The organism is Mycolicibacterium tokaiense (genome assembly GCF_010725885.1).
In the GTDB taxonomy this organism is placed as follows: Bacteria; Actinomycetota; Actinomycetes; order Mycobacteriales; family Mycobacteriaceae; genus Mycobacterium; species Mycobacterium tokaiense.
This window is the reverse complement of sequence record NZ_AP022600.1, coordinates 605679-632233: the sequence shown is the minus strand read 5'-3', so window position 1 is coordinate 632233 and position 26555 is coordinate 605679. Positions and strand designations below refer to the sequence as shown.

Annotated in this window: 26 protein-coding genes; 14 read left to right on the top strand and 12 right to left on the bottom strand. The window is 68.0% G+C overall.

Annotated elements, in window-relative coordinates; genetic code table 11:
* Positions 1–14: 14 nt before the first annotated feature.
* The 3 genes from G6N58_RS03040 to G6N58_RS03030 are packed head-to-tail and all read right to left on the bottom strand — an operon-like array spanning position 15 to position 3981.
* Positions 15–665 carry a hypothetical protein gene (locus tag G6N58_RS03040; protein ID WP_115279775.1) on the bottom strand — a complete coding sequence of 217 codons (651 nt, stop codon included), beginning with the start codon at positions 663–665 and terminating at the stop codon, positions 15–17.
* Positions 662–1198 (bottom strand): heme NO-binding domain-containing protein, encoded by a 537-nt coding sequence (locus G6N58_RS03035; RefSeq protein ID WP_163907865.1) that lies wholly within the window; start codon positions 1196–1198, stop codon positions 662–664. The genes G6N58_RS03040 and G6N58_RS03035 overlap by 4 nt, the downstream gene beginning before the upstream one ends.
* A 5-nt stretch (positions 1199–1203) precedes the next feature.
* The gene (locus G6N58_RS03030; protein ID WP_163907863.1) at positions 1204–3981 is read right to left on the bottom strand and encodes an ATP-binding protein; all 2778 of its coding nucleotides are present in this window, start codon (positions 3979–3981) and stop codon (positions 1204–1206) included.
* Between the two features lie 126 nt (positions 3982–4107).
* Between G6N58_RS03030 and G6N58_RS03025 the strand changes: the two genes are divergently transcribed.
* On the top strand, positions 4108–5034 hold the full coding sequence (locus G6N58_RS03025) for an NAD(P)/FAD-dependent oxidoreductase (RefSeq protein ID WP_115279778.1): 927 nt from the start codon (positions 4108–4110) through the stop codon (positions 5032–5034).
* A gap of 5 nt (positions 5035–5039) precedes the next feature.
* On the opposite strand, the gene G6N58_RS30685 is transcribed toward G6N58_RS03025, so the two are convergent.
* On the bottom strand, positions 5040–5315 hold the full coding sequence (locus G6N58_RS30685; RefSeq protein ID WP_115281851.1) for a DUF2256 domain-containing protein: 276 nt from the start codon (positions 5313–5315) through the stop codon (positions 5040–5042).
* On the opposite strand from G6N58_RS30685, the gene G6N58_RS03015 reads away from it, so the two are divergent.
* The gene (locus tag G6N58_RS03015; protein ID WP_232067707.1) at positions 5261–6475 is read left to right on the top strand and encodes a lycopene cyclase family protein; all 1215 of its coding nucleotides are present in this window, start codon (positions 5261–5263) and stop codon (positions 6473–6475) included. The genes G6N58_RS30685 and G6N58_RS03015 overlap by 55 nt on opposite strands.
* 17 nt (positions 6476–6492) lie before the next feature.
* On the opposite strand, the gene thpD is transcribed toward G6N58_RS03015, so the two are convergent.
* Genes thpD through ectA form a run of 4 tightly spaced genes read right to left on the bottom strand, consistent with a single transcriptional unit; the run spans position 6493 to position 9752 of the window.
* Entirely contained in the window at positions 6493–7395 is a 903-nt protein-coding gene (gene thpD, locus G6N58_RS03010) for an ectoine hydroxylase (RefSeq protein WP_115279780.1), read from the bottom strand.
* Positions 7392–7778 carry an ectoine synthase gene (locus G6N58_RS03005; protein WP_115279781.1) on the bottom strand — a complete coding sequence of 129 codons (387 nt, stop codon included), beginning with the start codon at positions 7776–7778 and terminating at the stop codon, positions 7392–7394. The genes thpD and G6N58_RS03005 overlap by 4 nt, the downstream gene beginning before the upstream one ends.
* 26 nt (positions 7779–7804) lie before the next feature.
* Complete coding sequence (ectB, locus tag G6N58_RS03000; RefSeq protein ID WP_163907861.1) at positions 7805–9097, bottom strand: diaminobutyrate--2-oxoglutarate transaminase; 1293 nt, start codon at positions 9095–9097, stop codon at positions 7805–7807.
* A 49-nt stretch (positions 9098–9146) separates the two neighbouring features.
* Entirely contained in the window at positions 9147–9752 is a 606-nt protein-coding gene (ectA, locus tag G6N58_RS02995; protein WP_435406170.1) for a diaminobutyrate acetyltransferase, read from the bottom strand.
* Between the two features lie 480 nt (positions 9753–10232).
* On the opposite strand from ectA, the gene G6N58_RS02990 reads away from it, so the two are divergent.
* Positions 10233–11624: an MFS transporter gene (locus G6N58_RS02990; RefSeq protein ID WP_115279782.1), complete on the top strand. Its 1392-nt coding sequence runs from the start codon at positions 10233–10235 to the stop codon at positions 11622–11624.
* A gap of 18 nt (positions 11625–11642) precedes the next feature.
* Here the strand turns inward: G6N58_RS02990 and G6N58_RS02985 are convergent, their stop codons facing one another.
* Positions 11643–12683 carry a PQQ-dependent sugar dehydrogenase gene (locus G6N58_RS02985; RefSeq protein WP_115279783.1) on the bottom strand — a complete coding sequence of 347 codons (1041 nt, stop codon included), beginning with the start codon at positions 12681–12683 and terminating at the stop codon, positions 11643–11645.
* A gap of 88 nt (positions 12684–12771) precedes the next feature.
* Here G6N58_RS02985 and G6N58_RS02980 point away from each other — a divergent pair, with 88 nt between their 5' ends.
* The 6 genes from G6N58_RS02980 to G6N58_RS02955 all read left to right on the top strand — a co-directional run bounded on the left by G6N58_RS02980 (position 12772) and on the right by G6N58_RS02955 (position 18544).
* The gene (locus G6N58_RS02980; protein WP_115279784.1) at positions 12772–14190 is read left to right on the top strand and encodes an NAD(P)/FAD-dependent oxidoreductase; all 1419 of its coding nucleotides are present in this window, start codon (positions 12772–12774) and stop codon (positions 14188–14190) included.
* Complete coding sequence (locus G6N58_RS02975; RefSeq protein WP_115279785.1) at positions 14174–14503, top strand: DUF8129 domain-containing protein; 330 nt, start codon at positions 14174–14176, stop codon at positions 14501–14503. Before G6N58_RS02980 ends, G6N58_RS02975 begins: the two co-directional genes overlap by 17 nt.
* A gap of 116 nt (positions 14504–14619) precedes the next feature.
* Positions 14620–16077: a hypothetical protein gene (locus G6N58_RS02970; protein ID WP_115279786.1), complete on the top strand. Its 1458-nt coding sequence runs from the start codon at positions 14620–14622 to the stop codon at positions 16075–16077.
* Positions 16078–16260: 183 nt separating this feature from the next.
* Complete coding sequence (locus G6N58_RS02965) at positions 16261–16866, top strand: hypothetical protein (RefSeq protein WP_232067706.1); 606 nt, start codon at positions 16261–16263, stop codon at positions 16864–16866.
* Complete coding sequence (locus G6N58_RS02960; RefSeq protein ID WP_115279788.1) at positions 16863–17240, top strand: hypothetical protein; 378 nt, start codon at positions 16863–16865, stop codon at positions 17238–17240. Before G6N58_RS02965 ends, G6N58_RS02960 begins: the two co-directional genes overlap by 4 nt.
* Positions 17241–17254: 14 nt before the next feature.
* Positions 17255–18544, top strand: a complete 1290-nt coding sequence (locus tag G6N58_RS02955; RefSeq protein WP_115279789.1) for a chloride channel protein — start codon at positions 17255–17257, stop codon at positions 18542–18544.
* Between the two features lie 10 nt (positions 18545–18554).
* Here G6N58_RS02955 and G6N58_RS02950 read toward each other — a convergent pair whose 3' ends face one another.
* On the bottom strand, positions 18555–18773 hold the full coding sequence (locus G6N58_RS02950) for a hypothetical protein (RefSeq protein ID WP_115279790.1): 219 nt from the start codon (positions 18771–18773) through the stop codon (positions 18555–18557).
* A gap of 232 nt (positions 18774–19005) precedes the next feature.
* On the opposite strand from G6N58_RS02950, the gene G6N58_RS02945 reads away from it, so the two are divergent.
* The 3 genes from G6N58_RS02945 (at position 19006) to G6N58_RS02935 (ending at position 21383) form a co-directional block, all read left to right on the top strand.
* On the top strand, positions 19006–19893 hold the full coding sequence (locus G6N58_RS02945) for a metal-dependent hydrolase (protein ID WP_115279791.1): 888 nt from the start codon (positions 19006–19008) through the stop codon (positions 19891–19893).
* Positions 19886–21022, top strand: a complete 1137-nt coding sequence (locus tag G6N58_RS02940) for a PDR/VanB family oxidoreductase (protein WP_232067705.1) — start codon at positions 19886–19888, stop codon at positions 21020–21022. Before G6N58_RS02945 ends, G6N58_RS02940 begins: the two co-directional genes overlap by 8 nt.
* Before the next feature lie 79 nt (positions 21023–21101).
* Complete coding sequence (locus G6N58_RS02935) at positions 21102–21383, top strand: hypothetical protein (RefSeq protein ID WP_115279792.1); 282 nt, start codon at positions 21102–21104, stop codon at positions 21381–21383.
* 137 nt (positions 21384–21520) lie between these two features.
* On the opposite strand, the gene G6N58_RS02930 is transcribed toward G6N58_RS02935, so the two are convergent.
* Positions 21521–21820 (bottom strand): DUF732 domain-containing protein, encoded by a 300-nt coding sequence (locus G6N58_RS02930; protein WP_115279793.1) that lies wholly within the window; start codon positions 21818–21820, stop codon positions 21521–21523.
* Positions 21821–21955: 135 nt separating this feature from the next.
* Positions 21956–23479: a helix-turn-helix domain-containing protein gene (locus G6N58_RS02925; protein ID WP_115279794.1), complete on the bottom strand. Its 1524-nt coding sequence runs from the start codon at positions 23477–23479 to the stop codon at positions 21956–21958.
* A 142-nt stretch (positions 23480–23621) separates the two neighbouring features.
* Between G6N58_RS02925 and G6N58_RS02920 the strand changes: the two genes are divergently transcribed.
* Together G6N58_RS02920 and G6N58_RS02915 are read left to right on the top strand one after the other, a co-directional pair.
* Complete coding sequence (locus G6N58_RS02920; protein ID WP_115279795.1) at positions 23622–25034, top strand: cytosine permease; 1413 nt, start codon at positions 23622–23624, stop codon at positions 25032–25034.
* On the top strand, positions 25031–26551 hold the full coding sequence (locus G6N58_RS02915) for an amidohydrolase family protein (RefSeq protein ID WP_115279796.1): 1521 nt from the start codon (positions 25031–25033) through the stop codon (positions 26549–26551). The genes G6N58_RS02920 and G6N58_RS02915 overlap by 4 nt, the downstream gene beginning before the upstream one ends.
* The last annotated feature ends 4 nt before the right edge of the window (positions 26552–26555 follow it).

The window sequence follows — 26555 nt, the reverse complement described above, 5'->3', positions numbered from 1 at the left end:
CACCGCTGACCGCCTCAGCGGGCCGTCAAGCCGCCGGGACCGACGCTCAGACGCAGTTCGATCACCGGCTCTGGACTGCCGAGCCGCTCGCGGATCGCGCCGAGCACCACGTCGTCGGCTTCGTCCATCACCGCGGACGGCACCGGACCCGGTGGGACGTCGATGTCCAGCAACAGCAGCTTGCCCCCGCGAGCGGCGACCTGGTGCCAGCCAGTTTCGAGTGCCGCGATGATGTCGGGTAGCAGCGCCTCGGACGGAGGACCGACGTCCGCCGGGGCCGCGGAACCGCCCGCTTGAGAATCCAGGACCGCCTGCATGTCGGACAGGAGTCTCCTCAATTCTGCGATCTGCGCGGCACGCAGAGGCTCCGACTCGGTGAGCGATTCCGCAAAATAGAACAGCGCCGTCAAGGTCGTCCGCAGGGTGTGGGTCCGAGCAGCCCGGCCGCGCCGCCGCACGGTGAGCAGCTCAGAAGCGGCTCGACGTGCCGCCTGCAACTCGGCGGTCCGCAACGCGAGTTTGTCCTCCAGCTGTTTGCGCAGCTCCCAGCGGTCCGAGGCAACCCGTTCGGCGATGGCCTCGGCTTGCAGTCGGGCCGATTTCTCCCTGGCCAGGCGGCGCTGAAGTCGTTCGACGACACCGTTGTGATCGACGGGCTCATTCACCGAGCGCCCCGTATCCGGATGGTGCAGCGGGGATCGCCCCGCTTCTTGCAACTGGGCTGATCCACCGTCACAGCCTCCTCACAATGGTCGGCGACCCCGAGAATCAAACCCTCGGCGAGCATGCACATGCTGCGCACCGATAAATAGTCCAGCTCCAGTTCGGCGCCGCTGTCGCGAAGCACGAACCGCGGCACCGATGCCCCCGGGTAGAGCTTGAGAACCTGGGGATGGATCACATCGTTGATTCTGGGTAGGAACTCACGGACCGAGGTCGGCGTCTCGTACAAGCCGGCGTGCCGAGACATCAGCGGCTGCAAGGTGAGTCGTCCGAGGAGGCGCAGAACATCGTCGGAGGAGCACTGCAAGCGCTCGGCGGCAGCATCGGCGAGCGCGGTGAGTTCTCCGTCGGGGTAGTTGCCCAATGCCGTGTAGGCCCCCTGCAGATGACACGCGTCGAGCAGGTCATCCCACATGTCGCCACCCCACCGGCGCGACACCGCTTCTTCGACCGCGTTGAGGAGCACACCCTTCATCTGCCTCATCCTTCCTTCGTCTGCAGGCCGAGCTTGGCATGCAGTTGATCCAGCGAATCGGCCACCAGGTCTGCAAGCCGTCCGTCGAGCGCGCCGGAGGCCGGATCCGATGATTCCTCGACAGCCCGCAGGTGCTCGGCCAGTGCAGTAGCACCGAGCATCGCGCTGGGCGAGCGGAGGGCATGTGCGCTGCGCCGGACCGCATCGGGGTCTCCCTGTGCAGCCGTGCGGCGCAGTTCGGCCAGCCGGCCGGGCATCTCGGTGGTGAACGCGGACAACACCTTCCCGATGGCACCAGCGCCCAGCTCCTCGAGCAGCCGATCGACGCGCGCGTGATCCAGGATGGGCGGCACGCGGTGGCAGTCGTTGCCCGACGGCGTGGTCCCGTCCGGTGTGTCGCCGGCGCCGATGAACCGCCCCAGCTCCTCCGCGAGCCTGGACAGCAGTAGGGGCTTGCTCAAAAAGCTGTCCATTCCCGCTCGTTCGCAGGCATCTCGGTTGGAACCCGAGGCCGAGGCCGTCAGTGCCAGAACCGGCAGGTGATCTCCGGTGCCGCGCTCGCCGGCCCTGATGCGGCGGGTGGCCTCATACCCGTCCATGACCGGCATGTTGCAGTCCATCAGGACCGCATCGAACCGTTGTGTGTCAAGGCGTTCCAACGCCTCCGATCCGTTGGAGGCGATCTCGCACCGGTACCCGAGTTTGTGCAGCTGCACTTCGATCAGCAACTGGTTCGTCACATTGTCGTCCACCACCAGGATGGTCTTCGTCCCCGCGGACTCGGTGGGGGTCAGATCAGGCCCCGACGACGGATCCGCCGGCGCCGATTCCGGCAGCGGCACCGTGAAATGGAAGGTGGACCCGTGGCCCTCCAGACTGGCCACCTCCAGGCCGGTTCCCCCCATCGCTTTCACGAGCTTGTCTGAAATCGCCAGGCCGAGACCGCTTCCCTGCTCGGCGTCGGATCTCCACACCTGCGCGAAGGGCTGCATGATCCGGTCGATGTCCTCGCCGGGAATGCCGGGCCCGGTGTCGGTCACGGCGAACCGCACCAAGCCCTCCGCAGCGCCCGTGGCCACCTGCGAGACATTGACGTCGATGTAGCCTTCGCGGGTGAACTTCCTGGCGTTGGACACGAGGTTGCTGAGCACCTGATGCAGCCGGTCGGCATCTCCGATCCGCCAATCCGAGATGGTCGGGTCCACCGAGTAGTCCAGCCGCAGACCTTTGGCCTCGGCGTCGAGCTTCGACAGTGCGATCACCTCGTCCACCACGCGACGAAGCCGGAATGCCTTGGCGGCGATCAGTGTCCGGCCGGCGTCGAGTCGGGAGAGGTCCAGCAGGTCCTCGATGAGACGCGTCAGGCGTCCCGCTTCCGCCTGCACCCGTCGTGACCACTCCGCCGCCTCGCTGAGTCCCTCTGCCGACAACTGATTCTCCAGCAGTTCGGAGAATCCGCTGATTGCATGCAGCGGTGACCGGATCTCGTGGCTGACCGTGGACACGTAATCGGACTTCGCCTCGGCCAGCGCGAGCGCCGAGTCGCGGGCCCTCTGGAGTTCCTGCTCCACCTCCACCTGTGCATCGATGTTGCGGACGGCCACGATCACCCCGTCCGGGACGCCTCCGCCGCCGATGTACGGCTTGCCGTGCCCTTCCACCCACACATGGTCACCGGCGGCATTCACGACGCGAAACCGCGCGACGGCCGCGTCGCCCTGGGCATTTCGCGCCAGGGCGTCGAAGACGGCCTTGTGATCGTCCGGGGGGATACGGGGGAGGAAGTCCTTGCCCAGCCACTGCTGTGCGGGCAACCCGAAGGCGGGTTCGATCGACGGCGACACCCATACCGGTCTGCCGTCACGAAGATGCACAACGACATCGACGGTGTTGTCGGCCAAAATCCGGTACTGCTCCACGGCTTCGGCGCGCTGCCGCTCCGCCTCGGCATGCGCGGCGCTCCGGGTCAGCTGATCGGCGGCGAGTCGCTGCACACGCCGGAAGACGACCAAGGAGGGCAATCCGAGAATCAGGCTCGCCATCGTCGTGGACAGGATCCAGACCGATTCTCCGGTCAGCCCGGACGCCAGCAGGATCAGCCGCCAGATGGCCACCCAGACCGGAACGAGTGCGAATGTGACGACCAGCAAGGTCAGCAGGCTGCGGTCCCGGTGTGCGAGCAGCCAGGCCAACGGTTGGCGGTCCGGCCGCGACAGGACGGTCGCACCGGCCACCAGCGCGGTCATGCCGGCAGAGGTCACCGTGATGCCCAACGCCGGCGCGCCGTGCAGCATGTCCGCCGCCTCGAACAGCGACATGACCACCGCGGCGAAAGGCGCAGCCAGCGCGGTGGCCACACCGACCGGCCACGCCACCCGCACCCACGGACGGTCGAGGTTGCGGGAGGCGACCGCCGCGGACAACGCCAGCAGCGCCACCGACTCGGGCACGCTCGGCAGGCCGTTCTCGTGCTCGAACGGCCCCGCGGACACCGAGGCGGCGAGCAACACCGTGGCACCGACACCCGTCGACACGCCCAGGGCCCGCCCGATCCGCGAGCGCCCGGACGGTGTGCGGGTGGACTGCAGGACCAGTGCGGCGCCGGAGCCGAGTAGCAGCAGTGCGGTCCACAGTGACGGTGCGGCCCAGATCAGCCGGTCCTGCAGTGAGGGCCCGACACCGGCCACCCGCAGGAACCCGTCCCCGATGCCGACCCCCAGCGCCGCCCCGACGAGAGCGCGACTCCACCGATCGAACGACACGCCGGTACCGGAGCCCACCATCACAATCCTCCTGAGGCGGGAATTTACTAGCCGGGCACCGCCTCGTCGGTCGTTTTTCGAGCAGCGCCGGCAACCACGACCGTCGTCCGGTCGGACCCGCCGGTGCGCCCGGCTACTGTCGCGGGCATGGCATCACCACGGGTCGCAGTCATCGGAGCGGGTCTGTCCGGGGTGGCCTGCGCCCAGGCCCTTGCGGAGCGGGGCGTCGCCGCCGAGATCTTCGAGCGGGGCCGGGCTCCCGGGGGACGGATGGCGTCACCGACGCTGCACGGCCGTCGCGTGGACCTGGGCGCCGCGTACTTCACGGTGAAAGACCCGGACTTCGCCGCCGTCGTCGACGGGTGGACCGCCCGCGGGCTGACGCGCCCGTGGACGGACACCTTCGACGTGCTCTCCCCGGATGGCGGCGACGCCACCACCGGGCCGGTGCGCTTCGCGACCCCTGACGGGCTGCGCTCGCTGGTGCGCGACCTGCTGCCCGCGGAGGTGCGCCTGGAGTCGGCAGTCGAGTCCCTCGACGAACTGACCCACGACGCGGTGGTCCTGGCCATGCCCGATCCGCAAGCCGCGCGGCTCGCACCTGATGCGAGCGAGTGGGTGGAGTACGAGCCGGTGATCGCCGTCGCGGCGGGGTGGCCCGATCGGCGCTGGGCCTTGGCCGACGCCGCGTTCGTCAACGACGACCCCGACGTGTCGTTCATCGCCGACGACGGGGCGCGGCGCGGGGACGGCGCTGCTGTTCTGGTCGCGCACACCACCGCCGCCCGCGCCCGCAGTCACCTCGACCGCCCGGACGACGCGGTGGCGCCGGTGCTCGCCGCCGTGGCCCGGCTGCTCGACATCACCGCGGCGCCGTCGTGGACCCACGCCCACCGCTGGACGTTCGCCAAACCCGCAGACACCCATGGCGACGCGGAATTCGGCCTGGCCACCGCTGGGCGTCCGCTGGGGATCTGCGGTGATGCCTGGTGTGCCTCAGGCTCCCCACGGGTCGAGTCGGCCTGGCTGTCCGGCCGGCGGCTGGGCGCCGCGCTCGCGGACACCCTGACGTAGCCGCCTCAGCGCGCCGCACCCCGGCAGCGGCGCGAGCAGTACAGAATCTGGTCCCACTGACCCCGGGACCGCCACTTCTTGCGGTTGTGGAACGGACGCCCGCACGCGGCGCAGATCTTCGTCTCGGTGTCCTTGCCCAACTGCTTCTCCTCCGCCGTCCCTGACGGCCGGGTACCCACCGGGGTTGCCCTGTACGTATCCCAGCGGGCCAGGCACGATGGAGCCGATGGACGTTCTGGTGGTTGGAGCGGGGCCCGCCGGGTTGGCGCTGGCCTCCGCATGCGCACACCGCGGCCTGGACACCGCTGTCCTGGACCCCGCCCCTGACCGGTCCTGGACTGCGACCTACGGCATGTGGTGGCGAGAATTACCGCACGATCTGCCCGAGACGGTGGTGGCCGCGCGCGCTGCAGGCCGCGCGGTGGCAATCGGCGAACACCGCCTGGGCTGGGATTACGCCGTCCTCGACGTTCCCGCCCTGCAGGCACATCTGCGCGCCCAGCTCGCGGGCGTGCGTTTCCATCGCGGACGCGCGGTGGGTTCACCCGAACCGGGTGTGGTGGCACTGGCCGACGGCACACAGCTGCGCGCGTCGGTGGTGGTGGACGCTGCCGGGCGATGGCGCCCGCTGGATCGGACGCCCTCCCCGCGGCTGCCGGCTGAGCAGACCGCGTTCGGCGTCATCCTCGACGAGGAGACCGCTGCCCCGCTCACCGCCCCCGGCGAGGCGCTGTTCATGGACTGGCGGGCCGATCACGGCGAAGACGGCTGGCCGACGTTCCTGTACGTGGTGCCGCTGGGCGGCGGTGACGTGCTGGCGGAGGAGACGTCGTTGGCGCGCCGGCCCGGACTGCCGCTGGCGACGCTGCGCCGCCGACTGCACGCCCGGCTGGCGACCTACGGCATCAGGCCCGCTGAGCAGGCGCGCACCGAACGGGTCTCGTTCCGGGTGGATCATCCCCGCCACCGCGGACGGGGTGTGCTGGCCTTCGGGGCGTCAGCGCCGCTGGTTCACCCGGCCACCGGCTTCAGCCTCGCGACGTCACTGCATCTGGCCCCGCGGGTGGCTGACGCGATCGCCGCGAATCTGCCGCAGCGCCCCGGCCGTGCATTGGCGGCCGCCCAGCGCGCCGTGTGGCCGCCCGCAGCGCTGGCGGTCCACCAGTTCCGGCGGATCGGACTGGAGGCGCTGCTGCGCATGCCGCCCCGCGACGTACCCGGATTCTTCGAGCGGTTCTTCGCGCTGCCCGAGCCGCACCGGTGGACCTACCTGACCGCGCGCGACGATCTGCGCGGAACCATGTCGGCGATGAATTCACTGTTCCGACAGTCAGATACGACGCTGCGCTTTCGCCTGGTGTCCTCGGCGTTCCGACGCCCGGTGGTCACCAACGAGGTGGCGGACGATCCGAGGCCGCTGCAGCCGCTCAGCGACAAGTAGGCGGCGGAGCCGGCTGCTCAGAGACCGGAGCGCAGCGGTTGAACCTCCCGCGCGGCAAGGTATTCGGGGCGCGGCGACGCAGCGGCGTATGGGTGGCCGAGTTGATTCTCCACCGAGTTGAACACCAGGAAGACGTTGGAGCGTGGGAAAGGGGTGATGTTGGAACCGGAGCCGTGCATCAGGTTCGAGTCGAACCACAGCCCCGTACCGGCGGTGCCCACCGCCTGATCGATGCCGAAGCGGGTGGCCGCCTCGGTCAGTGTTGCCCGATCCGGAACCCCGAGCTCCTGCTTCACCAAAGAGTTTCGGTGGTTGTCGGCGGGAGTCTGACCGACACACGGGTAGAAGGTCCGGTGTGAGCCCGGCATGACCATCAGCGCACCGTTGTAGGGGAAGTTGTCCGATAGCGAAATCGAACACGACACCGCCCGCATGGACGGCATCCCGTCTTCCGCGTGCCAGGTCTCGAAGTCCGAATGCCAGTAGAAGCCGGTGCCGACGAAGCCCGGCATCACGTTGATCCTGGCCTGATGCAGGTACACGTCGCTGCCCAGCAACTGGCGCGCCACCGGCAGTACCGTATCCAGGCCGAGCACCTCCTCGATCACCTCGCTGAGCAGGTGCGGCTGGAAGATGGAACGCACGCTGCCACCGGGCTCGCGGATGATCCTGGGATCGTCGCCCAGCGCGCTTCCGATGCGTTCCAGCTCCTGGGTCAGCGGCGGTATCCAGTCCGGCCCCACCGTCGAGGGCCGCAGCAGGTAACCGCGACGATCCATCGTCTCGAGTGCGCCGGCGTCCAATGGTCCGCTGAACTCCGTGGCCCACACGGTGGGCTCGATGCGTGCGATGGGCTGGGCCGCATGGTCCAGCCGGGTGGGATAGGTGTCGCGCAGCGGCGCAACGCTGGGCGCGCTCATGAGACGCTTGCCGGGTAGGCGCCGGACTCGTCATGAACCTCTTGACCGGTGACGGGCGGATTGAACACACACAGCATCCGCAACTGCTCGTCGCAGGTCACCCGGTGGCGCTCATGACCATTGAGCAGATACATGGTCCCCGGGGCCAGTGGATAGGACTGGCCGGTCTCGAGATCGGTCAGGGTGCCGGACCCGTCCACCACCCAGACCGCTTCGACATGATGGCGGTAGTGGAATTCGCTCACCGAGTCCGCATTGATGGTGGTCTCGTGGAACGAGAACCCAACGCCGTCGCCGGCCAGGACGATGCGCTTGGAGCGCCAATCCTTTGCCGAGACGTCACGGTCGGTTCCGGTGATCTCATGGGTGGTTCGAACGATCATCGACCCCCACTCCTTTCGTCAGATTGTCAGGAGGACGCCACGGTGGCGAGCGACTCGGCCAGCACATCCAGCCCGGTGTCCAGGTCGTCGATCGAGGTGGTCAGAGCAGGCAGCAGCTTCACCACCTCGTCTCGGGGTCCGCTGGTCTCCATCAACAGTCCGTGCTCGAAGGACCGCCGGCACACGGCGGCTGCCGACGACTCGTCGTCGAACTTCAGCCCCTGCGCCATGCCCCGGCCCCGGGTGCTGACGCCGGGGTGTGCGTCGGCGATGCCCTCGAGGCGCCGACGGAGGTAATCACCCTTGGTCTTGGTTTCCTCGGCGAAATTCGCCGTCTCCCAGTAGTTTTTCAGGGCGACGGTGGCGGTGACGAAGGCCGGGTTGTGTCCGCGGAAGGTCCCGTTGTGCTCTCCGGGGGACCACACATCGAGATCACGGCGTAACAACGTCAGCGCCATCGGCAACCCGTACCCGCTGATGGACTTCGACAGTGTGACGATGTCGGGAACGATGCCGGCGTCTTCGAAGCTGAAGAAGGGTCCGGTCCGGCCGCAGCCCATCTGCACGTCGTCGACGATGAGCAGGATGTCGCGGCGCCGGCAGAGGTCGGCGAGGGCGCGCAGCCACTCCGGCCGCGCGACATTGAGCCCGCCCTCACCCTGGACCGTCTCGACGATCACAGCAGCCGGAGTGTTGAGCCCGCCACCAAAATCGTCAAGCACCCGCTCGAACCAGAGGAAGTCCTCGGTGATACCGCCGAAATAGTTGTCATAGGGCATCGGAGTGGCGTGCACCAGTGGAATTCCGGCACCGGCGCGCTTCATCGAGTTTCCGGTGACCGACAGGGCGCCCAGCGTCATTCCGTGAAAAGCGTTGGTGAAACTGATGATCGACTCGCGGCCGGTCACCTTCCTGGCCAGCTTGAGGGCCGCCTCCACCGAGTTGGCGCCCGTCGGTCCGGGGAACTGGACCTTGTAGTCGAGACCCCGGGGCTGCAGGATCAGCTGGTCGAAGGTCTCGAGGAAATCGGCCTTGGCGGCCGTGGCCATGTCGAGGGAATGCACGATACCGTCGTTGACCAAGTAGTCGATCAGAGCCTGTTTGAGCAGCGGATTGTTGTGGCCGTAGTTCAGTGCGCCGGCGCCGGCGAAGAAGTCGAGATAGCGCCGTCCGGTGCTGTCGGTGATCCACGAGCCTTGCGCCGTGACCATGGTGGTGGGCCAGTTGCGACAGTAGCTGCGCACTTCGGACTCCACCGAGGCGAACACCTCGGCGATGGGTGATTCGAGCGTGGGGACGGCAATCGATTGTGCGGTCATGAATCCTTTCTTCTGACACTGTGTCGGGCGTGCTCCAGCGGTGCGGACGTCAGCCTGGGACGGCGGCGAGGATCGGTCCGATGCGCAGTGTCGGTTCGTCCTCGTGCGCACCGTCGCTGCCGAATTGTGCTGCTGCGAAACGTGGTTTCTCCACCAGCGGAACACCATGGCGCCGGGCGAAGGCGCCGAACAGGGCACGCGAGGGCACGTTGGTGGGAGCGACAGTGGTCTCGACAGTGATGGGATGGCCCTGCCGGGCATCGCGGACGCGCCGGACCAGCTCGTCGAGCATGGTCACGGCCAAACCGGTGCCGCGCGCCCGCTCGGCGACGGCCACCTGCCACACGAACAACACCTCGGGTCGTGACGGCGGGTGGTATCCGGTGACCAGCCCGCACACCTCATCGTCGCGCCGCGCGATGATGCAGGTCTCGGCGAAATCGCTGGCCAGCAGCAGGTACGCGTAGGTGGAGTTGACATCCAGAATTCCCGTGCCGGCCACCAGCGCCTGCATGTCCGAGGCGTCGGTGTCGGTGGGATGGCGCAGGAACGACGACCACGAATTGTGTTCGGCGGTGGCGTTTCGTGGTCTTGAGGTCCACGACTGAGCGACGCCCTCACCGCCGTCAGAACGCCTTCGTTCTGTGTCATCCACTACCGAACCAGCCATTCGCATCATCATCAGTTCACGTCAATCGGCACGGCGAAGGTAACGAGACTTCGCTCCGGAATCCAGGCACCGTCGTTGCGCCACTGTGGTCACATATCGCGCCTCACCAGCCGAGACGGCGCCTGCAAGCGCACAACCGCCGCCGACTTCTGTTATCGGATCGTTATCTTTCGGCGCTGTGGTGTCTTGCCGTATCTGCGTTAGAAACGCTGTGCTGCAACGGAATTCGCGCTCTTTCGCGAAAAAGCAACAATCCGAACTCGTTTCGTGGAACGGAGATCGGTCGGGTCGCCCGACGCGCACCCGTTCCCTCGCGCGGACCGGGGCCGGACGCCACACGAAAACGCCCCCGTTGTAACGTGAAATTCCGACCCCACGTCTGCTGCGGACATATCGCAGTGCACACAGCCGCTGCCGGCGCGCGCTGCCTCGGTGTGCAGCGGCGACCGCTACGCGAGGAGAATCATGGTCCGCGAAGAAGGAACACCGGACGGGTCGGCGTCGGCGTCGGTGCCGGCACCGCCGAAACGCGATGTGCGACGAGCCATCGCGGCATCCGCCATCGGCAACGCCACCGAATGGTTCGACTACGGCATCTATGCCTACGGCGTGACCTACATTTCGGCGGCGATGTTCCCGGGCGACACACAGCGCAGCACACTGCTGGCGTTGATGACGTTCGCGGTGTCCTTCCTGATGAGGCCGCTGGGCGGATTCGTCTGGGGGCCCCTGGGGGACAAGTTGGGCCGCAAGCGGGTCCTGGCCATGACGATTCTGCTGATGGCTGCGGCCACCTTCTGCGTCGGCCTGGTGCCCTCCTACGCGTCCATCGGGTTCTGGGCGCCGGTGCTGCTGGTGGTCCTGCGGATGGTGCAGGGCTTCTCCACCGGCGGCGAGTACGGCGGAGCGGCCACCTTCATGGCCGAGTACGCGCCCTCGCGCCGCCGCGGTCTGTTGGGCAGCTTCCTGGAATTCGGCACACTGGCGGGCTTTTCCGCGGGCGCGTTGCTGATGCTCACCGTCTCGCTGGTGCTGCCCGACGACCAGATGCAGGAGTGGGGATGGCGGGTCCCGTTTCTGATCGCCGCCCCGTTGGGGCTCATCGGGTTCTACCTGCGCTCGAAGCTGCAGGAGTCCCCGGTGTACCGGGAACTGGAGGAGTCCGGGCAGGACGAGAACGTCAGCTCCGGGTTCAGGAGTCTGGTGACGCAGTACCGCGGCCCCATCGTGCGTCTCGCCGGTCTGGTGGTGGCGCTCAACGTCGTGAACTACACGCTGCTGAGCTACATGCCGACCTACCTGGAGACCTCCATCGGGCTGTCCACCGACATGTCGCTGGTGATCCCCATCATCGGGCAGCTCGCCATGATGGTGTTCCTCCCGTTCGCAGGTCTGCTGTCGGACCGGGTGGGCCGCAAGCCGCTGTGGTGGGTGTCTCTGGTCGGACTGTTCGTGGCCGTGGTGCCGATGTTCATGCTGATGTCCACCGGACCCATCGGAGCTCTGATCGGCTTCGCAGTACTGGGTCTGCTCTACGTCCCGCAGTTGGCCACCATCTCAGCGACGTTCCCCGCGCTGTTCCCCACCCAGGTGAGGTTCGCCGGTTTCGCGATCGCCTACAACGTTTCGACGTCGATCTTCGGTGGGACGGCACCCGCGGTGAACGAGTGGCTGGTGGGAGAGACGGGCAACAACCTGTGGCCCGCGTTCTATATGATGGCCTCGTGCGTGGTCGGCGCTCTGGCGCTGATCCGGATGCCGGAGACGGCCCGTTGCCCCATCAACGGCACCGAGGTTCCCGGCACCGCTGACGCCCCGCCCCCGGAAGAGTACGAGCTGGCCGATGGCGGACGATGAGCCGACCTGATCGCCGGCTCACTCCCGGAACTGCAGGATCCGGTCATCCCCGTCTCGGGCGTCGCCGCGGCCGTCGCGGTTGCTCGTGGTGAACCACAGCGAACCATCGGGTGCGCCGACCACCGTGCGCAAGCGGCCGAACTGGTTGACGAACAACGGAGACGACGGTCCCAGCGCACCGTCGGCGGCGACCGGGATCCGGATCAACCGCTGGCCGCGCAGCGCCGCCACCCAGAGCGACCCGGCGTGGTAGGCCAATCCGGACGGCGATGCCTCGTCGGTAGACCACTGCAGCACCGGGTCGATCAGGCCGTCGCGTCCAGCGCGGCCCTCCACCGTCGGCCACCCGTAGTTGCCGCCCGGTTGGATCAGATTGAGTTCATCCCAGGTTCGCGCGCCATACTCCGTGGCCCACATGCGCCCCGCCGGGTCCCACGCCAACCCCTGCACGTTTCGGTGGCCGTAGGACCACACCGGTGACTGCGGGTCGGGGTTGTCCGCGGGTATGGACCCGTCGGGGTTGATCCGCAGAATCTTGCCGCCCAACGACGAAAGATCCTGCGCCAGTTCAGGTGTGCCGCGTTCGCCGGTGGCCACGTACAGCTTGCCGTCCGGCCCGAACGCGATGCGCCCGCCATCGTGAATGGATCCCGCGGGGATTCCCGTCAGAATGGGCGTCTGGGCTCCCAGCGCTGAACCGTCGAAGTCCACCCGGACCACCCGGTTGTCCGAGCCGGTGGTCACATAGGCGTACACCGTGGACCCCGTAGTGGCCAATCCCAGTAGACCGCCTTCACCGCGCGCCTGGACGTCGGCCACTCGGCCGGCCTCGGTGACGGCGCCAGTCGGCAGGCGATGCATGATGGCACCGGTATTGCGTTCGGCGATCAGCGCGCTGCCGTCGGGCAGAAACGCGATGCCCCACGGCACTGCCAGGCCGGTGGCGACATCGGTGACGCCCTGACCAGGCGGCTCACTGTGCGAGGTCGGACTCTCGGCACACGACACCACGAGCAGTGCGGCCATCGTGGATACCAGGGTGCGCACTGCTGAGATCATGCGCCCGGGTACCCGGTGGAAGTGATTGCCACGCAACCATTTTGCGGCGACTACTTTTGCAACTTCGCCGATAGGGAATAGGGGGGGAATGACGATCCCGAAACGGCCCAGGGTGTTGATCATCGGCGGCGGGTTCGGCGGGCTGTTCTGCGCCCGCCGCCTGGCGCGTGCCGACGTCGAGATCACCCTGCTGGATCGGGCCGCCAGCCACCTGTTCCAACCCCTGCTGTACCAGTGCGCCACCGGCAAGCTGAGCATCGGGCACATCAGCCGGCCGCTGCGGGAGGAATTCTCCGGGCGCGCCAATGTGCGTGCGCTGCTCGGCGAGGCCATCGAGCTCGACCCCGACCGCCGCACCGTCACTGCGTTGCGGCCCGACGAGACCACGTTCACCATCGACTACGACGTGGTGGTGCTGGCCGTCGGAATGCAGCAGTCCTACCTGGGCAACGAGCGGTTCGCGGAGTGGGCGCCGGGCATGAAGACCCTGGACGATGCCCTGGAGATCCGGCAGCGGGTGCTGATCGCCTTCGAGATCGCCGAAACCCTGCCGCCCGGTCCGGAGCGGGCGAGCTGGCTCACCTTCGCCGTCGCGGGCGGCGGGCCCACCGGTGTCGAATTGGCGGGTCAGATCCGGGAGATGGCGACGCGCACGCTGGCCAACGAGTTCCACCACATCGACCCGGGTGAGGCCCGAGTGCTGCTGTTCGACGGCGGGCAACGGGTGCTCAAGAGCTTCGCGCCCGAACTGTCGGAGAAGGCCACCGCCTCGCTCCGGGAGCTGGGTGTGGAGATGCATCTCGGCGTGCACGTCACCGACGTGCGCCGCGACGGCGCCACTGTCACCCCGAAGAACGGCGACCCGTCCGTCGAGTTCTCCACCCGTACGGTGCTGTGGACGGCCGGCGTCGAGGCGGTGCCCTTCGCCCGCCACGTCGCCGACGTGCTCGGCGCCGCCACCGACCGGTCCGGCCGCATCGAGGTGGAACCCGACCTCTCGGTCGCGGGCCACCCGGAGGTGTTCGTCATCGGCGATCTCGCCGGACGTGACAACCTGCCCGGGGTCGCGGAGAACGCCATGCAGGGTGGGTTGCACGCCGCCCGGTGCATCCGCCGCGACCTGGCCGGCCGCCCACGACGCCGCTACCGCTACCACGATCTGGGATCGGCGGCCTACATCAGTCACCGCAACGCGCTCCTGCAACTCGGCCCGCTGCGGGTCGCCGGCGGGCTCGGATGGCTCGCGTGGGGGCTGATCCACATCGCCTTCCTCACCGGTGTGAAGAACCGCGTCAGCACGATCTCCACCTGGTTGGCCTACATCGCCCGGCCCGGCCGCTACCACCGGGCGTTCATGCTGGGGGCCGCGGACCGACCGGAACAGCGCTACACCTACTCCAACTGGGACCCCGACGAACCGGTTCACGACGTCCGAGCCCCGTTACGCACGGCGGCGAATGCCACAGCAAGCCCGAAAGAGGAAGGTGCACATGTCCAAAAACCATGACGAACTGCCATTGCCCGACTACGACCAGATGGCACTCGGCGATCTGCGGCACCGGATCCGCTCGCTCGACGCCGAACAACTGGAAGCGGTGATGGTGCACGAAGCCGGCCATGCCGCGCGCGTCCCCGTGCTCGAACTGCTCGAGGCGCGCCAGCGTGAACTCGAGGCCGGCGCACAACCCTCCGGAGGCGATCCGACGCGGGCGCCCGGCGTTGCCGGGGCCGACGGGGGATCGCCGGTCCAGGAGGTCACGGCGGCAGATCCGGGTGCGCGTGCCGGCTCGGCCGGCCACACGAAGCAGCGCCGCACCTGATCACAGAGCGGTAACGACGGCGTGCCGGGCGGCCGTCAGTGCAAACTCCTTCGCAATGTGCGGGATACTCAGTACGGTTCTGGGCAGAGGGTGCGCGGGCGGACGAGGGAGTCGGGATGCACGCGAGCGTGGGTTCGTTGGCGGTCACGGGTGTGGCGATCGTGAGCGCGGGCGTCATGGCGGCCACCCCCATCAAGCCTCCGCTGCAGGACACCGTGGAGCCGGCCGTCGCCTTGTCCGCCGATTCGGACTGGCTGGAGATCTTCGACAAGGCTGGTCTCAACGCCGGCAACCTGGCCACCTCGGCTTTTGATCCACCGTTCCCGATCACGCAGCAGAGCATCGCCAACCAGATCCGCTACCTCGGCGAGCTCCCCGACGTTGTGGGCATCCTCGAGCAGATCGCCACGAATGTCGCCCGCGGGGCCACGGCGCCGGGCTCGCCGTCGACCGACACGCTGGACGCTCAGCACGCGTTCCTCTACAACGCGCTGCCGATCATCACCTCGATCCCCGGGGTCGACCTGCTGTTCCAGATCTCGCCGACCGGTCAGATGCTGCTCGACTTCTCGGCGTCCCCGCTGTCGGGTGTGGTCTTGGGGCTCGCGGGACCTGTCGCCGGACCCATCGCGGTGCTGGCGGCCAACCTGCAGTCGATCATCGCTGACCTGGCTGCGGCGAACCCGGACGCAGTGCGGGCGCTGAACACCGTCGTCAACACGCCGGCCCAGATGGTCGACGCCTTCCTCAACGGGAACGTGCACGTCGACGTCACCCCGCTGGTCGAGGCGTTGGGCCCGTCGTTCGGAGTGTCGTTCCCCGAAGGCACCAAGGTGGGTATCGCCTTCGGCGGTCTGCTCAGCCCGGGCGGGTCCATCTTCAACGCTCTGGACCTGGACTATGAGCGCGACATCCTGGGCCTGCCGCTCATCCGGATCAACCTCGCGACCGGACAGGGGCCCGGGTTCATCGGATCACTGATCGAGATGAACAAGATCATCGCCAAGGCCATCGGCTGGGACGGCACCGGCAACCCGCTGGGCGGAGATCAGGAAAGCCGCAGCACGCTCGCCGCGGTGGACGAGATCCCCGCGTCCAGCGCGCAACTGCTCACCACACAGCCGACGACCGCTGCCGAGGAGCCCGGCACGTCGACTGCGGTCGAGGACCCGGTGTCGACTCCGCCGGAGACGGAGCCCGTCGTCGTCGTCGACGACGATGCCGCCGACGAGGACACCACCCCCCGCGCCACGCAGTGGAACCCGGGACAGGATCTGGTGGACGGGCTGCGCTCGGCCGTGGATGAGTTCGGCAAGATCCTCGGCCACCACGGCAAGTCCGGCGCCTCGAAGGACGCCCAGGACAACGAGACCGCCGACTCCGACGTCTCCGACGACACCACGTCGACGTCCGGCTCGAAGGACACCAAGGACGACAAGGACACCAAGGCCGACAAGGCGGATGCCGACAACCGCACGGACTCCACCGACAAGGACAAGGACAAGGACAAGGACAAGAAGGACACCGGAACGAAGGCGTCCTCGTCCTCCGACAGCGGGTCAGCCGCGGCGTAAGCCTCAGGAAAGACGCCCGCCGTCCCGGCGCGTCAGGCAGACATCGGGGCGCCACCGCGAGAAGATACCGATGTGGCCGATGTGACCAGTGTGACTACTGAGGACTCCATCCCTGCGGCGGACGTCTCCGGAGCGCCGACGAGCCCCACCGCTGAGACGGTCACTGCGCAACGGGTGTGGAAAATGCCATCACCCCCGGCGCACCGCGTCGACCAGGCCGGCCGTGCTGCCCGCATCGCGTTGGCGGGTATCGGGACCGCACTGGCGGCGTCCGCGCGCTTCGTCGGGCGGATCGTCACCGGGGCCTGGCGCGCGATCGAAGCGGTCCCGGCGTCGCTGCAGCTCTTCGGTGCGGCGCTACTGGCGCTGTTGTTCGGGCTCGCCGGCGCCCTCACAGGCACCGGCACGCTGAGCCTGATCTGCACCGTGGTGGTGGTCCCGCTCAGCGCGCTGGTGCTCGGTGCACTAGGGCAACGCTGGCACAGCGGACCCCGCAGTGAGTCCGGTGACCGCCCGAGCGTGCCCACCTCGGAGCTACACCGCTCGGTCGAGTACGTCGACAAGAAGCTCGCTGTGGCCTTGACCTCCTTCGGCACCGATCGTCATCAGCAGGCCGTCATCGCTCTTTTCCAGGCCAAGACCGCTGTCGAGCTGACCCTGGGCACCGAACAGGACGGCGCCGGTGCCATCGACCTGCCCGGCGACGAGCAGACCGCACGCCCCCGCATCAGAGTCGGTTCGGTGTCGAAATCGCTTCTGCGGGAGAGTAATTCCATGGCGGCTTCGTGACCGCGGCGCCGCTGTCGGGACAGGTCGCCTTCATCGAGGACGACCACACCCTGGTGATCAACCGCGGGGCCGAGGCGGGAGTGCTGCCGGGCATGGTGTTCACGGTCCAGTGCGGAGACGGCCAGGTGATCACCGACCCGGAATCGGGGCGCGAGCTCGGCATCCTGCGCCGCGAGCAACTGCAGGTGCGGGTGTTCGATGTACAGCCGTTGTTCGCCCGAGCGCACACCTTCGTCCGGACCGACGATTTCCACGGACTGTTGCAGATCCCGTTCGTGGACCACGTGGTGACGGTCAACGTCGGTGACGCCGTCATCGCGGTCGCTGACGACGCGTCGACCTCGTGGGCCGGCACCGGCACCGGGGGAGCCTGACCCGCTGTGCCCGAATGAAGCGGCCCCACACCCGGACGGCGTTGCTGTACCTGACTGCAGTGGTGGCAGGCGCTCTCATCGGCTTCATCGGCGGGGCCTTCCGCTGGTGTCTGATGACCGCCGACCGGCTCCGTGGTGAGCTGGTCGAATGGTCGCATGCGGCGCCGGGACCGGGTTGGCTGGTACCCGTGGCGGTGGCTGCTGCCGGCGCAGCCCTGGCGGCGCTGATCGTGCGGTGGGTGCCCTTGGCGTCGGGCAGCGGCATCCCGCACGTCGAAGCCGTCTACCGGGGCGACGTCGGAGCGCCGACGTTGTTGGTGCTGCCCGCCAGGTTCATCGGGGGAGTGCTCTCCATCGGCTCGGGACTGGTCTTGGGGCGCGAGGGCCCCACGGTCCACATGGGCGCGGTGATCGGCGCGGAGTCCGCGCGGCAGGCCCGGTTGCCCGATGCCGACATCCGGCTGATGCAGACGGCGGTCGGCGGCGCAGGACTGGCCGTCGCGTTCAACGCACCGATCGCCGGCACGCTCTTCGCACTCGAGGAGGTCACCAAGTCCTTCCGCTTGGAGGCCGTGTTGGCGACGTTGTTCGCCGCGGCCACCGCCGTCAGCTGCATGCGGTGGATGCTGGGCAACAACCCCGATTTCGACGTCGCGGCCATTCCCGCCCCGGATCTGGCCTGGCTGCCGCTGTTCATCGTGTTCGGCCTGTTGACCGGCCTGCTGGGCGCGGCCTACAACCGCAACGTCATCTGGTTCCTCGACCGCATCGCCCGGCTGCCGCGCCCGCCGGTGGTGGCCAAGGCGGCGATCATCGGCGCCGTCATCGGGCTGGCCATCATCATCTACCCGCTGTCGGTCGGCGGCGGAGACCCGCTGACGCAGATGATCCTCAGCGGCCAGCAGGTGGCGATGCCCGTCATCATCGGGCTGCTGCTGGTGCGGTTCCTGGCGGGCCCGCTGTCGTATGCCGCCGCGGTGCCCGGTGGGCTGTTCGCGCCGCTGTTGGCACTGGGGGCATTGTGGGGACTGCTGTTCATCGGGGGTCTGGATGCCGTGTGGGGTGGTGAGGTGACGGCGTTGGCCATCCCGATGGCCTTGGTGGGGATGGCGGCCTTCTTCGGCGCCACCGTGCGCGCGCCGTTGACCGGGATCGTGGTGGTGATCGAGATGACGGCCACCACGTCGGTGGCGGTACCGATGCTGGCGGCGACGGCGGCGGCGGTGCTGGTGTCCTCGCTGACCGGCACCCCACCCATCTACGACAGTCTGGGCGAACGAATGGGCCCGCCGCCGCCGCGCTGAACCCGCCGACTCAGAGCCGGTGCATCTCCCTGGCCATCGCGGAGGCCTCGAAGAAGTCCGGCCGCCGACGCGGCGCCGGGTGCCGGCGGCGGACTGCCCACGTGCGCAGCAGCTGACTCCACCTGCGTGATCGTGGTGTCGACGGGGTGATCAGGATGGTGCCGACGGGGGCGGAAACCGGGCCGAGTACGCGGTAGCCGAAGGGCAAGGTGGCGGTGTCATCGTTCATGTGACCAAGCGTCGTCGGCGGCCCGGGTCTGGGCTTGGAGGTTGTGTGGAGATTGGGCGGAGAGCTGGTGGAGACACCGTCACACGTGCGTCACCGCCCCGGAGCAACATAGTTGTGCGCTCCCGGCGTACGGTGGCCCCGGGAAACACTGTTGGACCGCGGCGAAGCGGGTATGCCTTGGCGACGTTCTGTTCAGGTGACGTGTAGCCAAGAGGAAGGAGCCGATCCGCCGATGGATCCGGCCGACCGCGTAGCTCCCGAAGAAGTGGCGTTGCGACCCCGAAATGTCCGGTTCGACCTCGACGACGCGCCGCTGCACTGGATCCCCGGTGATCCCTACGGTTCGCACGCCGTCACCGCGTTGAATCTCTTCCTGCCCGCCGCCGAGCGGTGGTTCAGCGCTCTGCTCTCCGACGCACTGGAGTACGTGCGGGCAGATCACCTGCGTGAAGAGATCGTCGGCTTTGTCGGCCAGGAAGCGGTTCACGCGCAGACCCATGACCGCGTGCTGGTGGACTACCTGCAGCGGCACGGAATCGACCCCGCCCGGTTCCTGGCCCAGCTCGAATGGGTGGCCGGGCAGTACGACCTGCAGATGGCCAAGGTCCCGCAACGGCATCGGCGTAAAGCGCTGGCCTCGGGAACCCATGCGCTGTGTGCGGCCGAGCACTTCACGGGTGTGCTCGGCCACTGGGCGTTGAACAACTCCTGGGATGAGATGGGCGCCAACCCCACATTGGCCGACCTCTACCGCTGGCACGGCGCCGAGGAGGTCGAGCACCGGCACGTGTCGTACAACGTCGCCAAGTATTTCAACATGGATTACCTGGCCCAGGCCCTGTCCGGGGTCATCGTCAGTTTTGCTCTGGTGGGAATCGTCTTGCGCGGCACCAAGTTCCTGGTGCACGCCGATCCTGATCTGCCCAACCTCGGGTACCCGCGACTGTTGTGGAAGCTGCGCGCCTCCGGCAAACGGGGCGCCATTCCGACCGGCGGCATGATCGCGCGCGCGGCCGGGCGGCTCTTCAAACCCAGTTACAACCCTGTCGATGAAGGCGATACGGCGCAGGCGGTCGCCTATCTGGCCACCTCGCCGGCGGCCCGCGCGGTCCATGGCTGACCGCAGGCAACTGCTGCAGCGTCTTCTCAGGCCGTATGCCGGTGAACCACCGCCGGGGCTCTACCGGTCGCAGCGTCCCGATCTGTTGATCCGGATTGCGGGAATGGCTGTGCCGCACTTTGTTTCGGTGGTCACCCGGTTGGGTGGCAGCGCCGACCTGCCGGATCTCCCGGCCGCCGTCAACCGCAGGCAGGTGAGGGTGGCCGCAGCGCGCCAGGTGGCGCGTGATCAGGACGTCGTCGAGTTGACCTTGACGGCGCCCGACGGGGCGCCGCTGGTGCGCTGGCACCCGGGCGCACACATCGACCTGCATCTGCCGTCGGGACGCACCCGCCAGTATTCGCTGTGTGGGGATCCGGAACGTAGCGGGGAGTATCGGATCGCGGTTCGGCTCATCGGGCGCGACGGCGGGTCGGGCGAGGCGCACGCTCTGGCGGTCGGCGATGCGGTGGAGATCAGTGAACCGCGCAATGCGTTCATGATGCCGATTCCCGGAACCTCCTCGCGCGCAGAGACATTGCGCTTCATTGCGGGTGGAATCGGGATCACGCCGATTCTGCCCATGGTGCGGCTGGCGCAGCGGCGAGGGGTGCCGTGGTCGCTGTGCTACACCGGCCGCAGCCGCGACAGTCTGCCGTTCCTGGACGAACTCTCCGGTTACGGTGACCGAGTCCGGGTTCGCACCGACGACGAATTCGGCCTCCCCACCGCCGCTGACCTACTGGGGGAGGTGGATGTGCGCACCGCCGTGTATGTCTGCGGCCCGCCCGCGATGACCGATCTGGTGCGGGCGGCGATCCCGGTGGATGCGGGGGTCGAAGTGCACGTCGAGCGTTTCTCCCCGCTGCCCGTGGTCGACGGCGCGCCGTTCGAGATGCAACTCGGTGACGGCGAGGTGGTCCCGGTGCCCTCCGACCGGACCGCGCTCGCAGCGCTGCGGGACGTCAGACCCAATGTCGGTTACTCCTGCCAGCAGGGGTTCTGCGGCAGTTGTGTGCAGCGGGTGCTCGACGGCGACGTCGACCACCGCGACAGCCTGCTCACCGAACAGCAGCGCCGCGACGGGCAGATGCTGGTCTGTGTGTCGCGTGCGAAAACCGTTGGAGCGCGGCTGGTCCTGGATGTGTGATCGATGCGGCCCCTGAACTCAGTTCGTTCTCATAGCGGTCTCTGGCCGCTTCCTTAGCAATGATCGCGACAGTGGAGTCATGTCTCACCTGATCGAGGTCCGCAGCGCTGGTGCCGCGTCGACCATTGCGCAACGGCATCCGGCGACCGTCCGCCGGTTCGCGCTCGCCTCCGTGTTCGTCGTGATCCTGCTCGGCGCTGCCGCGGTCACCGACCAGTGGTCCATGGCCACCGTCTCCGCCGTTCTCGGGTTCACCACGGCCGTCACGGTCATCGCCGCGGTATGGGTCGGGTGGGAACGCGAAATCGACGCCGCCGAGTCGGCGGGTCTGGTCAAGCACTACGACCAACACGGGGAGTGAGCTCGTCACGGCCGGTGATGTTCTGCACCCGTGCTGCTGAAGCGCCCTCCCGCAGACAACTGACTATGAATGCACAACACCCGCGAGTTTCGTTTTTCGGCAAACGTCCCGCGGGTGCTGGAATGGGTTGGGGTAAATCAGGAGGGGCAGTACACCTGGGTGGCCGCACCGACGAAGAAGCCGCTTTGCTCGATGGTCCAGTTCGCGGGTCCGCTGATCTCCACGGCGATCTGCTCGGGCGCCTGTCCTGCGGCGGCGTACTCGCAGACGGCCTTGGCGAGGCCGATGGCGTTCTCGGCCGACGAATACGGGATGGCCTCGTCGTCGATCACGCTGATGAAGATGTCGTCGTTCTCGTCGGCCAGAGCCGGTGCTGCCGTCCCCAAGGCCAGGCCGGCGGCGGCCACACCTGCGGTGAAGATGATCCTGCCGAACATGCCGGCCTCCTTTCGATTGTTTGCTGACGGGCGATACGGTACCTAACGGGTCACACAATCGCATCAGTTTCGTCAAATTTGCACAGGCGTCACTGTGGCCTCGTCAGCAAATTCTGTGAATAACATTGATGTCATTCAACCCAGACGGCGGCGCACCGTGGCCAGCTCGACGGCCACCGCCAACGCGCCGGTGGATCCGGAGGCGTCGTGAATCGAACGGCCGAGCAGCGTCTCGATGCGGTGCAGTCGCTGGTACATGGTCTGCCGATGGATGTTGAGCTCCTTGGCCGCCGCCACCCGGGAGCCCGTACGGAACAGCATCGCCAGCGTCGCGACCAGCTCGGTCGAGCGTTCGGTGGTGAGCAGGGGGCCGAGCACGGCCTGCAGGAAGCGGTCGACGGCGCTGGCATCGAGCTGCGTGAGCAGGTGATCGATGGCCACGTCCCGGGCCAACCCCACGAACTCCGTCTCGGTGGCCAGATGGGCGGCCGTCGCCGCGACGGACATGGCCTCCGCCAGCGCCGGCAGTTCCCGGGTGGGTTCGGCGACGCCGATACGCAGGGCGCGGGGCAACGGTGACGAATACAGCTGGGCCACCAGTTCGTCGGCGAGTGTGCCCGCCTCGCGGCGGCCGTCGAACCGCACGATCGAGCGGTGTCTGCCGTCGCGGATCTCCGAGAGCACCGGCCGGTCGTCGCGGTGCAGGGCGGCCGCCAGTTCGGCCACCTGCAACGGCCCGTCGACGGACAGCGCCACCACCGCTACGTACCACCCGCCCGGCGCGAATCCCAGCTCGCCGGTCGCGCGCCGCAACGCCGCCTGGGTGTCGGCGCGCAACGCCGGTGGGCGGGAGGTGTCCTCGGCGAGCATGAGCAGCCGGAACACCTCGCGCAGGTGCTGATCCGAGCGGGTGAGGGGACGCCATCGCAGCAGGGCCAGCGCCAGCGATTCCGGCGCCCGCCGGCACACAGCGGTCACCATCTGCAGATCCACGCCCGCGCGGGGCAGCACCTCGAGGGTGGCGATCGTGACGCCGGCGGACTCGATGGCGGCCACGTGTGCGTACCCGCGCGGGCGTGCACCGTCGACCTCCGCCGAAGCCAGCACCGCGCCGGAGGCTGAGCGCACCACCAGGGAGCACCCGCTGAGATCACGCAACGCCGCCACCATGTCATCGAGATCGCCCTGTGCGGCCAGCACCCCGGCCAGCAGATGCGTCACCTCGTCGTTGAAATGCAGCGCGCGCACCGACTCGTTCACCAGACGGCTGTTGACGGCGCGGGTGACCTCGACGAAGCGCACCACCTCGGTGAGTTCGATCAGCGGGAACACCCGCGCACCGGCCCGTTCCACCAGCGCGGCCGGGATGGTGCCCACGCGGGGACGCTCCACCGCCAGTCCGGCGGCCCCGGCGTCGGCCAGCGAGTCGACGTAGGCGCGTAACTGCGCGGCCGTCGAGTCACCGAGGATGACCCCCGCGACCAGCAGTAACTCGCCGCCGCTGAGCAACTCCGCGATGTCGAGCACCTCGCTGGTGTGCACCCAGCGGATCTCGGTGTCCAGCCGGTCCCATCCGGCCAGCACCTGCGGCCGTGCCGCGAAGAGGGCCGGGTCGTCGAGCACATCGCGCAAAGTCAGTGTGGACTGTGGGGGCAGCATCCGACACCTCGACCAAAGCTATACACAACAACAGAATCTATGGACAGAATGTCTATCACCTTCTGGAGTTGGATGCCCAGAGGATGGAGTCAACGCAGCGTCGCGGCCCGTCTCCCTCCACCTCGATGGAACAGGAACCTCTATGTCAGCTGTCTCCGCGGGTACATCGACACCCGACGCCGACCATCTCGAATCCGAACTCGCCGTCATCCCCGAATCCATGCGCACCACCGATGTGCGCGGCCAGTTCTGGATCTGGGCGGGCGCCAACATCGCGCCGATCAACTGGGTGCTGGGCGCGCTCGGGGTGTCGATGGGTCTCGGCCTGTTCGAGACCATCGCGGTGCTGGCGGTGGGCAACGCCATCGGCATGTCGCTGTTCGGCATCTTCGTGGTCATCGGGCAACGTACCGGTGTCACCGGCATGGTGCTCTCGCGCGCGGTCTTCGGCCGCCGCGGCGCCTACGTCCCCGCCGCGGTCCAGTCGATCGTGTGCATGGGCTGGTGCGCGGTCAACACCTGGATCGTCCTGGACCTGGTGATGGCGCTGCTGGGGCGCATCGGCCTGGTGGACCCCGAGAACAGTTCGGCGGCGCCGCGTATCGCGGTGGCGGCGATCATCATGGTGATCCAGGTGGTCATCGCCTGGTTCGGCTACCGGGTGATCTCGGCCTTCGAACGCTGGACCGTGCCCCCGACCGTCCTGGTGTTGGTGGCGATGACGCTGGTGGCCTGGTTCGGCCTCGACGTCCAGTGGGGGTACACCGGTGACCCGGCCCTGACCACCGGCGAGCACCTCGCTGCCGTGACCGGTGTCATGACCGCGATCGGAATCGGTTGGGGCATCACCTGGTTGGGCTACGCGGGTGACTACTCCCGGTTCGTCTCCACCTCGGTCTCGTCGCGCAAACTGTTCCTGGCCAGCGCGTTGGGACAGTTCATCCCGGTGGTCTGGCTCGGGGCGCTGGGCGCCACGCTGGCCACCTTGAGCTCGTCGACCGATCCCGGCGAGATCATCGTCGACGCCTACGGGGTGCTGGCGATCCCGGTGCTGCTGCTGGTGGTGCATGGCCCGCTGGCCACCAACATCCTCAACATCTACACCTGCACGGTGTCCACCCAGGCCCTCGACATCCGCATCGACCGGCGGGTGCTCAACATCATCATCGGTGTGGTGGCGATGGGGGTGGTGGTGGTGTTCGTCCTCAACGGGGACTTCGCTGCCACCATCGACGCCTGGCTCATCGGCATCGTGGGTTGGCTGTCACCCTGGGCCGCGGTGGTGCTGGTGCACTACTTCGTCATCGCGCGTCAGCAGGTCGACCCGCAGGCGCTGGTGGCCCCCGCCGAGGCCGGCCTGGTGCCCGCGGTGCGACCCGCCGCTCTGATCGCGCTGGCCATCGGCATCGTCTGCACCTGGATGTGCATGTACGGGCTGCTGCCCGTGCTGCAGGGTCCGGTGGCCGCGGCGATGGGCGGCATCGACCTTTCCTGGCTGGCCGGTGGCACCGCGGCGGCGCTGAGTTACCTCGCACTCAACAAGGTGATCCGATGAACTACCTGATCCAGGGGGCAACCGTCCTGACCATGGACGCCGCCACCGGGGCCACCCCGCTCACCCGCTCCATCCGGATCATCGACGGTGAGATCACCGCCGTCGCAGCCACTCTCGACGCCCAACCCGGAGAGACGGTGCTCGACGGCCGCGACCGCCTGGTGGTGCCCGGCTACGTCAACGCCCACACCCACTCCTGGGAGGCATTGTTCCGGGCGCGGCTGGACAACCTGCCGCTGGAGCACTGGATGCTGCTGAGCTACCCGGTGCTGGGGCTGGCGCCGCTGGCGCCGGACCTGATCCGGCTGCGCTCCCAGTTGGTGGCCATCGAATCGCTGCGCAACGGGGTGACCACCCTGGTGGACGACGTGCTCGAGATCCCCGGGCAGACCGAGGACCAATTGGCCGCGGTCTTCGAGGCCTACCGCGACATCGGGATCCGCGCCAATGTCTCCGGGCACGTGATGGACCGGCCGTTCGTGGAACACTTCCCGTTCCTGGCGGACGCGCTGGAACCCGGTCTGCGCCGCGAACTCGACGCCCTGGCCGTGGTCGCCGACGACGAGTACCTGTCCTACGCCCGGTCGTCGGCGCAGCGCTACGCCGACTACGCGCAAGGGCGGCTGCGCTTCATGGTCGGACCCTCTGCGCCGCAACGGTGTTCACCGGAGCTGCTGGCCGAAATCGACGGGCTGGCGGCGGAGTTCGACCTCGAATTCCACATCCACGTCCTGGAAACCCGGACCCAGGCGGTGACCGGTGCCGAGTTCTACGGCAAGACCATGGTCGAGTACCTCCATTCCCTGGGCGTACTGAGTGAGCGCGTGACCATGGCCCACGGCATCTGGATGACCGACTCCGACATCGACGTCCTGGTCGACACGGGGGCGTCGGTGTCGCACAACCCCATCTCCAACCTCAAGCTCGGCTCCGGGATCGCGCCGTGGCGCAGGTACCTCGACGCGGGGGTGAACCTGGGCATCGGCACCGACGGGATGTCCAGCAGCGACACCGCCAGGATGTCCGAGGCCGTCAAGGCGGCGGCCCTGCTGCACAAGGTCACCGGCCCGGACTACCGGCAGTGGCCCACCGCGGCTGAGGTGTTGACGGCGGGCACCCTCGGGGGCGCCCGTTCGGCACGGCTGGGCGACACCGTGGGCAGCATCGAGGTGGGCAAGCGCGCTGACCTGGTGTTCTATGACATGAACTCGCTGGCGTTCACCCCGCGCAACAACCCCGAGCTGCACCTGGTGTACTCCGAGAACGGGTCGTCGATCGACATGGTGATGGTGGACGGCCGAATCGTGTTGCAGGACAACACCCTGACCACCATCGACGAACGGGCGGTGCTCGCCGAGCTCCAGGCTCGCGGGCCGGAGTTGCGGAGCTGGCAGGACCGGCTGGAGTCGTTGAACCGGGCGCTGCTGCCCGCCTTCGACCGGCAGTATGCGGCCGTGATGGACCGCCGCACCTCCATGGACCGTTACAGCGGCCGCGGAGAGTGCTGGCTCAACTGACCCA